This window comes from Virgibacillus dakarensis (assembly GCF_900155625.1).
In the GTDB taxonomy this organism is placed as follows: domain Bacteria; phylum Bacillota; class Bacilli; order Bacillales; family Amphibacillaceae; genus Lentibacillus_C; species Lentibacillus_C populi.
Genome location: NZ_LT732553.1, coordinates 990,664 through 1,002,294 on the forward strand (window position 1 = coordinate 990,664; position 11,631 = coordinate 1,002,294).

10 protein-coding genes are annotated in these 11,631 nt (G+C 42.7%); all 10 read left to right on the plus strand.

Annotated features, from left to right (window positions below):
- Nucleotides 1-79 precede the first annotated feature (79 nt).
- Nucleotides 80-622, plus strand: coding sequence for a bifunctional pyr operon transcriptional regulator/uracil phosphoribosyltransferase PyrR (gene pyrR, locus CZ382_RS04940; protein ID WP_088050980.1), 543 nt, complete (start codon nucleotides 80-82; stop codon nucleotides 620-622).
- A 293-nt stretch (nucleotides 623-915) separates the two neighbouring features.
- Nucleotides 916-1,845 (plus strand): aspartate carbamoyltransferase catalytic subunit, encoded by a 930-nt coding sequence (locus CZ382_RS04945; protein ID WP_088050103.1) that lies wholly within the window; start codon nucleotides 916-918, stop codon nucleotides 1,843-1,845.
- Nucleotides 1,805-3,085, plus strand: a complete 1,281-nt coding sequence (locus CZ382_RS04950; protein WP_088050104.1) for a dihydroorotase — start codon at nucleotides 1,805-1,807, stop codon at nucleotides 3,083-3,085. Before CZ382_RS04945 ends, CZ382_RS04950 begins: the two co-directional genes overlap by 41 nt.
- Complete coding sequence (locus CZ382_RS04955; RefSeq protein ID WP_088050105.1) at nucleotides 3,078-4,178, plus strand: carbamoyl phosphate synthase small subunit; 1,101 nt, start codon at nucleotides 3,078-3,080, stop codon at nucleotides 4,176-4,178. Before CZ382_RS04950 ends, CZ382_RS04955 begins: the two co-directional genes overlap by 8 nt.
- The gene (gene carB / locus CZ382_RS04960) at nucleotides 4,171-7,371 is read left to right on the plus strand and encodes a carbamoyl-phosphate synthase large subunit (RefSeq protein ID WP_088050106.1); all 3,201 of its coding nucleotides are present in this window, start codon (nucleotides 4,171-4,173) and stop codon (nucleotides 7,369-7,371) included. The genes CZ382_RS04955 and carB overlap by 8 nt, the downstream gene beginning before the upstream one ends.
- Nucleotides 7,368-8,120 carry a dihydroorotate dehydrogenase electron transfer subunit gene (locus tag CZ382_RS04965; RefSeq protein ID WP_088050107.1) on the plus strand — a complete coding sequence of 251 codons (753 nt, stop codon included), beginning with the start codon at nucleotides 7,368-7,370 and terminating at the stop codon, nucleotides 8,118-8,120. Before carB ends, CZ382_RS04965 begins: the two co-directional genes overlap by 4 nt.
- Nucleotides 8,117-9,034, plus strand: a complete 918-nt coding sequence (locus CZ382_RS04970) for a dihydroorotate dehydrogenase (protein ID WP_088050108.1) — start codon at nucleotides 8,117-8,119, stop codon at nucleotides 9,032-9,034. Before CZ382_RS04965 ends, CZ382_RS04970 begins: the two co-directional genes overlap by 4 nt.
- Complete coding sequence (gene pyrF / locus CZ382_RS04975) at nucleotides 9,031-9,741, plus strand: orotidine-5'-phosphate decarboxylase (RefSeq protein WP_088050109.1); 711 nt, start codon at nucleotides 9,031-9,033, stop codon at nucleotides 9,739-9,741. Before CZ382_RS04970 ends, pyrF begins: the two co-directional genes overlap by 4 nt.
- Nucleotides 9,731-10,351: an orotate phosphoribosyltransferase gene (gene pyrE / locus CZ382_RS04980; RefSeq protein ID WP_200809518.1), complete on the plus strand. Its 621-nt coding sequence runs from the start codon at nucleotides 9,731-9,733 to the stop codon at nucleotides 10,349-10,351. The genes pyrF and pyrE overlap by 11 nt, the downstream gene beginning before the upstream one ends.
- Before the next feature lie 558 nt (nucleotides 10,352-10,909).
- The gene (locus CZ382_RS04990) at nucleotides 10,910-11,530 is read left to right on the plus strand and encodes a CalY family protein (protein WP_088050112.1); all 621 of its coding nucleotides are present in this window, start codon (nucleotides 10,910-10,912) and stop codon (nucleotides 11,528-11,530) included.
- The last annotated feature ends 101 nt before the right edge of the window (nucleotides 11,531-11,631 follow it).

Genomic DNA, 11,631 nt, shown 5'->3' on the forward strand with positions numbered 1-11,631 from the left:
AAAAGGAACCGACCGTTTGGCTTTATACCAAATCCCTTTTTCCTCATGGAGAAAGGGATTTTTTAATCGAGGTGAAATGGTGAAGAAAAAGACGGAAATACTTGATCAGCAGGCAATTAACCGGGCGTTAACCCGGATTGCTCATGAAATTGTAGAGAAAAATAAAGGTGGGGAAAATCTTGTTTTAGTCGGGATTAAAACAAGAGGAGTACCGATCGCCAAACGTCTGCAGGAAAAAATTAAGCAGATAGAAGAAATTACGGTTCCGATAGGCGAATTGGATATTACCCTTTACCGTGATGATTTGGAAAAAGCGGTGGAAAGTGATGATCCAGAACTGAAGGAAACGAATATTGCAGTTAAGCTCGCCGGTAAAAATGTCATTTTGATCGATGATGTATTGTTTACCGGCCGAACTGTACGCGCGGCAATGGATGCTGTAATGGACCTGGGCAGACCATCTCATATTCAATTAGCAGTCTTAATTGACCGCGGACACAGGGAGCTGCCGATTCGTGCTGATTACGTGGGGAAAAATATCCCAACTTCAGAAAAGGAAATAATCGTTGTCCAGCTTAATGAAACAGATGAGACAGATCAAGTATCCATTTTTGAAAAATAAATAGGCAGACCTTTAATTAAATCCAGCGAGATTTATAAGGTCGTTTTAGATTACGTGTATACAGAAGAAAAGATGGTTTGAATCAGGATGGAATCGGCTATTCTAACGACCGCTTCCCATCCGACTTCCGACCCCTGATGTCCGACTTCTGTCTGCCGTACCTCTTTGCGATCTTATGCAAAGAGGTTTTTTTATGGAGAAAATGCAAAACACTGGGCCCTGAAGCTGGACGTGGCCAATATGGCTTTAAAAAATGAAGATTGGATTTTTTGGGACTAAAAGGAGGAGCGCTTGTGCGAAACTTTATATCGGTAAACCATTTGTCAGAAGCTGAGATATTTTCCATCATTGAAACAGCAGAGGAATTTCGTCATGGTGAAACACGAAACGTAACGCAACAATTATTTGCAGCTAATTTATTTTACGAACCAAGCACGAGAACGAAAATGAGTTTTATCGTTGCCCAGAAAAAGCTGGGGATGGATGTATTGGATTTTCATAGTGAAACATCAAGCGTCCGAAAAGGTGAAACATTGTACGATACGGCAAAAACGTATGAAGCGATCGGGGCAAATATCCTCTTTATCCGTCATCAGGACGATACATGGTATGACAATCTCCTGCAAACTATCGAGATTCCAATTATTAATGCTGGTGCAGGAAAAGGGGAACACCCGACCCAATGTATGCTGGACCTAATGACAATCTACCAGGAATTTGGCAAATTTACCGGTCTTAACGTGGCGATAGCCGGTGATATAAAACATAGCCGTGTTGCCCGCTCAAATGCATACGCCCTGCAGAGATTAGGTGCGAATGTTTACTTTTCAGGAGCACCGGAATTTGCCGATACGACATTGGACTTCCCATATATTTCGATGGATGAAGCAGCAGCAACGTGTGATGTCATGATGTTATTGCGAATTCAACATGAACGGCACGAGGAAAAATATGTAGACAAGGATACGACATATCTACAACACTATGGTTTGACAACAGAGAGAGCAAGACGGATGAAGAAACATGCAATTATTCTTCATCCGGCCCCAATCAATCGCGGGGTGGAAATCGATACGACCTTGGTTGAATGCGAACGGTCACGGATATTTAAACAAATGGCAAACGGTGTTTATGTACGTATGGCAATTATTACAAAATTATTAGCTGAACGGGGGTTCATCCATGATCTTACTAAAGAACGCAAAAAAGTTGCTTCCTACTAATCAACTAGAAGACCTCGATGTACTTATTGATCACGAAAGAATCATAGAAATGGGTTCAACGATCACGAAAGAAGCTTACCAAATCATTGATTGCCAGGGTAATCTGCTGCTGCCAGGCTTTGTTGATGTTCATGTCCATTTGCGAGAACCGGGTGGGGAGCATAAAGAAACAATTAAAACTGGAACAGAAGCAGCTGCAAGAGGCGGATTTACAACGGTCTGTGCGATGCCGAATACGAATCCGGTACCAGATAATTCGGTCGTACTGCAGGAGCTTCAGGAAAAAATAAAGCAAGATGCAGTGGTACGGGTTTTGCCGTACGCCGCTATTACAAAAGGATTAAAAGGGGAAATAATAACGCCGATTCGTGAGCTTGCCAGTTTAGGGGCTTTTGCCTTTACTGATGACGGTGTCGGGATCCAAACGGCTGATCAAATGTTTCAGGCCATGAAGCAAGCAGCGGCGTGCGGAAAACCAGTCGTTGCGCATTGTGAGGATAATACACTTGTTTACCACGGCGTTGTCCACGATGGCGAAATTAGTGAGCGTCTCAAGCTGCCAGGGATCCCGTCATTAAGTGAATCGGTACAAATTGCCCGTGATGTCCTGCTGGCGGAAGCGAGTGGCTGTCATTATCATGTCTGTCATGTCAGCACAAAGGAGTCTGTTCGCGTTATCCGTGATGCCAAAAAAGCAGGTATCCAGGTGACGGCCGAGGTTACCCCTCATCATCTGCTCTTAAATGAAACAGATATCAAAACGGGCGATACCAATTTTAAAATGAACCCACCATTACGGGCGAAAGGCGATCAAAAAGCATTATTCGAAGGTCTGCTTGACGGAACGATCGATTTTATCGCGACCGATCATGCCCCACATACGGAAACTGAAAAAGCACAAGGGTTTCAGAAAGCGCCGTTCGGCATTGTCGGGTTAGAAACAGCTTTTCCCTTGCTGTACACCCAGCTTGTAAAAACAAATAAATGCTCCCTTACCCAATTAATAGACTGGCTAACAGTAAAGCCAGCAGCTGTTTTTAGGTTACCGTATGGCCGGATGGAGGAGGGTGCTATTGCGGACATCACATTAGTGGATCTGGAAAAAGCATCGCGTATTAATAAACGTAATTTTTATTCAAAAGGAAGAAATACACCATTTCAAGGCTGGACCGTGACTGGGTTACCGGTCATGACGATAGCGAAAGGGAAAGTAGTCTACAAGGAGGATACACATGCATAAACGACAGCTTGTTTTGGAAGATGGTTCTGTTTTTATCGGCGAAGGATTCGGCAGCACAAAAGACTGTAGCGGAGAAGTTGTATTTAATACTGGAATGACCGGGTATCAGGAGGTTATTTCCGATCCTTCGTACTGTGGGCAGATCGTGATGATGACATACCCATTAGTCGGAAATTACGGGATAAATCGGGATGATTTTGAAACGGTAACACCATTTATTCATGGGTTTATCGTAAAGGAATATTGTGAACATCCATACAATTTCCGCAGCGACGAAAGCTTAAGCAGTTTTTTGCAGGCTAATGATATTCCAGGGATTGCCGGGATTGACACAAGGAAATTAACAAAAATTATCCGCCTGTACGGCACGATGAAAGGGTGTATCACTTCATGTAATGAACCGGTGGAAAAGGTAATCGAACGGTTAAAGCAAACACCGAAACGAACGAATCAAGTACACCGGACATCTACAGCCAAACCATACGTTGTACCTGGACGCGGTCTTAGAATTGTACTCGTTGATTTTGGCATGAAGCATGGCATTTTACGGGAGCTCACCAAACATGATTGTCACGTAACGGTTGTACCATATAACTACGGAGCTGCCAATATTTTACGGTTAAAACCTGATGGCATTATGCTGACAAATGGCCCCGGAGATCCAAAAGATGTACCGGAAGCGATCGAAATGCTAAAAGAAGTGTTAGGGAGAATTCCACTTTTTGGAATTTGTCTGGGCCATCAGCTGCTTGCCTTAGCCTGTGGTGCAAATACGGAAAAAATGAAATTTGGTCATCGCGGTGCCAATCATCCAGTCAAGGATCTGGAAAAAGGGAAAACATATATGACATCACAGAACCACAGCTATGCGGTGACACATGAATCACTGGGAAGAACAAATCTGGCCCTGACGCAAATTGCTTTGAATGACAACAGTGTAGAAGGAATCAGACATACTGTTCATCCGGCATTCTCTGTTCAATATCACCCGGAAAGTTCACCAGGGCCGGAAGATACGAACCACTTGTTTGATGAATTTTTGCAAATGATTGTCGCTGTAAAAGCGAAAAACGAGGAGGAAGCATATGCCTAAAAATACATCCATCAAGAAAATTCTCGTCATCGGATCCGGCCCAATCGTCATTGGACAAGCAGCTGAATTTGATTACTCCGGAACGCAAGGCTGTCAGGCATTAAAGGAGGAAGGGTATACCGTCATTTTAGCCAACTCTAATCCAGCAACAATCATGACCGATCATACAGTAGCGGATAAAGTGTATATGGAACCGCTAACGACGGAGTTTTTGATCAAAATTATCCGTAAAGAACAGCCCGATGCGCTACTTCCTACATTGGGCGGACAAACGGGCTTAAATTTGGCTGTTGCCTTGGAAAAGACAGGTATACTTGCCGAATACAATATTACTTTACTTGGTACAGCACTGGAGGCAATCCAGCAAGCGGAGGACAGGGAAAAATTTCGTTCGCTAATGCAGGAATTGCAGGAACCCGTCCCAGACAGTCAAATCGTTAACACGGTTGAAGAAGCGTGCAACTTTGCTGCTAAAATCGGTTTTCCTGTTATTGTACGGCCAGCATACACACTTGGTGGAACAGGTGGTGGTATGTGTTTTAACGAAATGGAACTAAGGGAAATCGCCCGCAATGGTCTGGCATTATCACCTGTTGATCAATGCTTAATTGAAAAAAATATCGCTGGTTTTAAAGAAATTGAATATGAAGTCATGCGTGATAAAAATGATCAGGCGATTGTTGTTTGCAATATGGAAAATGTTGACCCGGTCGGTATTCATACAGGTGATTCCATCGTTGTAGCACCATCACAAACATTAAGCGACCGCGAATATCAATTACTCAGAAATGCTTCGCTGAAAATCATTCGCGCACTAAAAATTGAAGGTGGCTGTAATGTCCAGCTGGCACTTGATCCAGACAGCTTTAACTATTACATTATTGAAGTAAATCCAAGAGTCAGTCGTTCATCAGCATTAGCATCTAAAGCTACGGGCTATCCAATCGCTAAAATGGCGGCAAAAATAGCTGTCGGATTAACATTGGATGAAATCATCAATCCGATTACCGGTAATACCTACGCCTGCTTTGAACCGGCACTTGATTATGTTGTTACTAAAATACCACGGTTCCCATTTGATAAATTTGTTACCGGTGACCGGTATCTTGGGACACAAATGAAAGCAACGGGTGAGGTCATGTCGATTGGGCGGAATTTTGAAGAGTCACTTTTAAAAGGGATCCGGTCGCTTGATGTCGGAACAGAAGAATTGTGGCTTAAACGTCTGGTTGATTTGCCGCTTGATGAACTTAAAGAAAAGCTTCCGAAAGCAGATGATGAGCGATTGTTTGTATTAGCTGAAGCTTTCCGGCGTGGCATGTCTGTTGAAGCAATTTTTCAGCTGACAAAAATCGATCGCTTCTTTTTAGTCAAACTGGCACAGTTAATGGAATTAGAGGAAACAATAAAACGCAATAAGTTTTCATTGGAAATAGCAGCAAAAGCGAAACGACTGGGCTTTTCGGATACGCAAATTGCCAGACTATGGAATGAACCAGTTGATGAGGTATATGAATTTCGCCTCAATCATAACATCCAACCGGTATACAAAATGGTTGATACGTGTGCAGCGGAATTCGCATCCGAAACCCCATACTTTTACAGTAGCTATGAAGATGAAAATGAATCCATTCAATCTGATCGCAAAAAAGTTCTTGTTCTTGGATCAGGCCCGATTCGAATTGGACAGGGAATCGAGTTTGACTATGCTACGGTTCATTCTGTGCTGGCAATCAAGGAACTGGGCTATGAAGCGATTATCATGAATAATAATCCGGAAACCGTATCAACCGATTTCAGTATTTCTGATAAGCTCTATTTTGAACCACTTACATTGGAAGATGTCATGCATGTAATTAATTTAGAGCAGCCAGAAGGTGTTATCGTCCAATTTGGCGGACAGACAGCAATTAATCTGGCAGCAGGGTTGGAACGGCGCGGAGTCAAAATCCTTGGAACGGATTTAGCTGCAATTGACAAAGCTGAAGACCGGGATAAATTTGAACAATTGTTGCATGATTTACAGATATTGCGGCCAAAGGGAAGGTCAGTAAAGAAGTTCGATCAGGCATTAACAGTTGCCAAAGAAATAGGTTATCCCGTTTTGGTCAGGCCATCGTATGTCATTGGCGGCAGCCGGATGGAAATTGTCTATCACGAGTCAGAACTGCAGGCTTATTTGGCGAAATCACATGATACGGAGAACGAACACCCGATTTTGATCGATCAATATATTACCGGCATTGAGGTCGAAGTGGATGCAATCAGTGATGGGGAAACGGTCATTGTTCCAGGTATTATGGAACATATCGAGCGTTCAGGTATCCATTCCGGAGATTCCATTGCTGTCTATCCCCCACAGCGAATCAGTGAGGCTGTGAAACAAAAATGTATGGATGCTACCGTGAAAATTGCCAGTAAGTTGCATGTAAAAGGGCTGATCAATATCCAATTTATCGTCCGGAATAATGATGTTTACGTCCTTGAGGTTAATCCAAGAGCCAGTAGAACGATCCCTTTCCTAAGTAAAATCACGGGTGTTACGATGGCTAATCTGGCAACAAGATGCATTTTAGGGGAAACACTTTCAGAACTGGGGTATGCTACAGGAATTTTACCGGAGCATAATACGGTTTCGGTAAAAGTACCAGTGTTTTCGTTTGCAAAATTGCGCAGTGTTGATACCATTCTCGGACCGGAAATGAAATCAACCGGAGAAGCGATCGGTCATGATAAAACGTTGGAAAAAGCCCTTTACAAAGGACTTGTTGCATCGGGCTTATCGGTGCCGCAGGAAGGTGCTGTACTTTTGACCGTTGCTGATAAGGATAAACAGGAGGTACTTTCCATCGCATGCGGTTTTCATCAACTTGGATTTAAGCTGTATGCAACGACCGGAACTGCTGCTTTTGTAAAAGAACGAGGAATCCCGGTAACGGAAGTAGGAAAGGTTGGAGCGGATCAACCAAATGTATTATCAATTATCGAAAATGGGGATGTGCAATTTGTTGTTAATACCCTGACGTCTGGTAAAAAAACGCGATCTGACGGATTTTGGATTCGCCGGGAAGCAGTTGAACATGGAATTGCCTGCTTAACAAGTTTAGATACCGCGAACGCCATCTTAAATGTGATTGATTCCACCACATTCAGTGCCCAGCCACTAACAGGGCAAGAGGTTGTTTTGCCATGAAAAAACGACTAACGATGGTTGTAAGATCTGTAGAGGAAATTGCCTTGGAAACGGTCGAAATGGTTCTTGAAAATGCCTATATAGCAGGGAATGCGAAGCCAGGCCAGTTTTTACATTTGCAGGTGGAGGGGCATACATTGCGCAGGCCGATCTCGATTGCCGATGTTGACCAGGAGAAAGAACTTGTTGTCATCCTGTTTAAAAGAATAGGAACCGGTACGAAGCAATTGGCAGCTTACAGGCCGGGAATGACGATTGATGCAATTGGGCCTAACGGGAATGGCTTTCCTTATATGGAGACGATGAAAACAGCATTACTGATAGGCGGGGGGATCGGTATTCCCCCACTTTATAACCTGGGTAAGGAACTCATGCAGAGAGGTATTCATGTTAAGGCGGTACTGGGGTTTCAAACGAAGGCACATGTATTTTATGAAGAAAAGTTTGCTGCACTTGGGGAAACATGGATTGTAACCAATGATGGCAGCTATGGACACAAGGGATTTGTTACGAATGTGCTCGATCAGACGGGACAATTTGATAACTACTTCTCTTGCGGGCCAATGCCGATGCTTCAGGCAGTAACAGAAGAACTGCGTAATAAACAGGGATACATTTCGTTGGAGGAACGTATGGGCTGTGGTATCGGAGCGTGTTTTGCCTGCGTTATTCCGGGAAACGAAGAGCGCGGCTATAAAAAAATTTGTCAGGACGGTCCAGTGTTTGCCGCAGATGAGGTGATATTATGACAAACTTGGGAGTTCAATTACCTGGTCTAACACTAAAAAATCCGATTATGCCTGCATCAGGCTGTTTTGGGTTTGGCCGGGAATTTAGTGAGTTTTATAATTTACGCAAACTCGGTGCTGTCATTATGAAAGCAGCAACAGGAAGTGCCCGTTTTGGTAATCCAACACCACGGGTAGCAGAAACAGCGGCAGGTATGTTAAATGCCATCGGCTTGCAAAACCCCGGTGTAGAAAAAATTATCGCCCATGAAGTACCAAATCTAGCAACCTATAACATTCCAATTATCGCAAATGTAGCGGGAAGTACACTTGAAGAATATGTAAATGTTGCCGAGGCTTTTAATCAAACGGATGCTGTTCATGCACTGGAATTGAATATTTCCTGTCCAAATGTAAAAGAGGGCGGGATCCAGTTCGGCACCAATCCCGGTATGGCAGCTACTGTGACAGAAGAAGTGAAAAAGGTGAGCAATCTGCCCGTGTATGTAAAGCTGTCCCCAAATGTATCCGATATTGTTTCGATGGCAAAAGCCGTTGAACAAGCTGGAGCGGACGGCCTTTCGATGATTAACACACTAACTGGAATGCAAATTGATTTATCAAGTAAGCGGCCACTGCTTGCAAACAAAACAGGTGGGCTTTCCGGCCAGGCGATTAAACCGATCGCCATTCGGATGATTTATGAAGTAAAGCAGCATGTCTCGATCCCAATTATTGGAATGGGTGGTATTGCAAATGCTCAGGATGTTCTGGAGTTTTTACTTGCGGGTGCTAGTGCGGTTGCAATTGGAACAGCCAATTTCCAGAATCCATTTGTCTGTTCCGAAATCATTGATGCGTTACCGGCGGTTTTGAAAGAGTACGGATTCGCATCGGCAGAAGCTGCGATCGGAAAGGGGCATGTTGAAGAATGAATCAGACTATCTATTTATCTTTGGATTTTCCGACATGGAATGAAGCAAAACATTTCATTGATCAACATGATCTGTATGGAGTCCCGGTTAAAGTGGGGATGGAATTATTTTACCGGGAAGGGCCAGATGTGATTGAAAAACTAAAGCAGGACAATCATGCGATATTTCTTGATTTAAAGCTGCATGATATTCCAACAACGGTAAGAAACGCAATGAAAAATCTGGCCAGGCTGGAGGTAGATATGGTGAATGTACACGCGCTCGGTGGCAGTGAAATGATCCAAGCAGCAAAAGAAGGCCTGCTGTCGGGTTCTCAATATGATACGAAGCTGATTGCGGTTACGATTTTGACGTCGATGGATCATACTATTATGAATAATGAATTGCTGATACAAGGGAATGTTCAGGACAATGCCGTTCGCCTTTCCGAATTTGCCAATCGTAGCGGAGCAGATGGTGTTGTTTGTTCCGTTCATGAGGCAAAGCGGATCAAAGCAGTGTGCGGGTCATCTTACCTAACCGTGACACCTGGTATCCGATTGCAGGACGCGGAGACAAATGATCAAAAACGTGTTGCCACACCGGCATTTGCCCGTAAAAATGGCTCGGATATTCTTGTTGTCGGACGGACAATAACCAACGCGCAAGACCCGAAAAAAGCATATAACAAAGTGGTGGAGGAGTGGAATTGTGGAGCTGAGTCGTGAAATAGCACGTAATTTACTGGACATCCAAGCAGTACAAATTAGAACAGAAGATTATTTTACCTGGACATCTGGAATTAAATCACCGATTTATTGTGATAACCGCCTTACGATGTCTTATCCAGACATACGTGCGAAAATTGCTCAAGCATTTGTGCAATTAATCGAACAATCGGAGCAAAAGCCTGATGTAATTGCCGGATGCGCTACTGCCGGAATTCCTCACGCCGCCTGGGTTGCAAATAGACTGGGGCTGCCGATGGTTTATGTCAGATCGAAGCCAAAAGGACACGGCAAAGGGAATCAAATAGAAGGGAAACTTGAAAAGGGACAACGAGCTATCGTGATTGAAGATTTGATTTCCACCGGCGGGTCATCAATTGAATCTGCCAAGGCATTAGAAAAAGAAGGGATAACAGTGCTTGGTGTACTCGCTATCTTTACGTACGGACTGAAAAAGGCAAAAGAGCAATTTTTGCAAGCAAATCTTGCTTTCCGGACAATTACGGATTATGATCAGTTACTACGATTGCTAGTGGAAGATGAAACAATTAATAATGAACAATATCGAGAGCTGCAGTCGTGGCGTGATTTACTAGAGACTTCTCACTGAGGAGTCTTTTTTTGTAGGTAAAGAAAGTATAAAAATTTAGGCTCTATTCTTATTGCGTCAGAGTTGGCCATGTCCAGCTCCAGCGCCCAGCAACTAGCAAACTTCACACTCCTTCACTACGATAAGTCAACATCGATTCGCTTCCAGCTCACCGTGTTTCCTTTATCTCATTGCGGAGTGCTCCAGTTTGTACGTTGCTAAACGGGCGCTTGCGCTTTTCTTAGTTGCGATTGTTCTTATAAAATCCATATTGTTCTTAATAAAATTTAAAATTGTACGTATTTGGAAGAAAACTGAAGATAATAGAAGTAAATCGTTCTTAATTAAGCACAAACGGTTGAATTCAAGCCTTTTCAAAATGAAATGTATGTCTTATACTCACAATTGTTATGTTCCCTATAGAGAACAATTTGTTGTTAATGAAGAACAGTAGGGGATGGGAGAGAAAAAGGGCCGTTAACTTAGTATATGTAACGGATGACCAAATAGAATTACCGGGCATGATTTTGTCTCATCATTGAGTTCAAAATAAAAAATTAGTTACAGGGAGGAACAAGAATGAGTATTAAGAAAAAGCTAGTAATGGGAGTAGCATCAGCAGCACTAGGTATAGCATTGATTGGGGGAGGTACTTTCGCGTATTTCAGTGATGCAGAAGCAACAAATAATACATTTGCTGCAGGTACATTAGATTTGTCAGTCGATCCGACCACGATTATTGATGTGGATAATTTAAAGCCTGGTGATTGGATGACTCGGGAATTCGTACTTACCAACGAGGGAACATTGGATATTTCAAAAGTAAATATTCTTACTGATTATACTGTAAATGATAAAAATGGTGATAACGATGGAGAAGATTTTGGGGAACACATTAGAGTGAATTTCTTAAAAAACTATGATAAAGACTCAATCTTTCAATATCCTCATGAAAATGTTATAGCATCAACAACTTTAGCTGAACTAAAAGGTGAAATGCCGGATGCCGTTAAAAACAAAATTTGGGCATTTTTGGGATTAGGAGACGAAAGAAGTGGTCTTAAAGTTGGGGATCACGACGATCTTGTAGTTCAATTTGAATTTGTGGATAATGGCAATGATCAAAATAAATTCCAAGGAGATTCTTTAGACCTTACATGGACTTTTGATGCTCAGCAAACAAAAGGTGAGTCCAGATAAGAATACGGGAGGAAGTCAACCCCTTCCTCCCCTTTTTATAACAATTCATAAACACAATATAATTTTTGTGTTTATGAATTGTTATAAAAGCTATTTTTTGC

What these genes read in the sequence shown, in the direction of transcription:
- CZ382_RS04950 (WP_088050104.1), top strand. Translation starts at nt 1,805, where the DNA reads ATGATCTTACTAAAGAACGCAAAAAAGTTGCTTCCTACTAATCAACTA.
- CZ382_RS04955 (WP_088050105.1), top strand. Translation starts at nt 3,078, where the DNA reads ATGCATAAACGACAGCTTGTTTTGGAAGATGGTTCTGTTTTTATCGGC.
- carB (WP_088050106.1), top strand. Translation starts at nt 4,171, where the DNA reads ATGCCTAAAAATACATCCATCAAGAAAATTCTCGTCATCGGATCCGGC.
- CZ382_RS04965 (WP_088050107.1), top strand. Translation starts at nt 7,368, where the DNA reads ATGAAAAAACGACTAACGATGGTTGTAAGATCTGTAGAGGAAATTGCC.
- CZ382_RS04970 (WP_088050108.1), top strand. Translation starts at nt 8,117, where the DNA reads ATGACAAACTTGGGAGTTCAATTACCTGGTCTAACACTAAAAAATCCG.
- pyrF (WP_088050109.1), top strand. Translation starts at nt 9,031, where the DNA reads ATGAATCAGACTATCTATTTATCTTTGGATTTTCCGACATGGAATGAA.
- CZ382_RS04990 (WP_088050112.1), top strand. Translation starts at nt 10,910, where the DNA reads ATGAGTATTAAGAAAAAGCTAGTAATGGGAGTAGCATCAGCAGCACTA.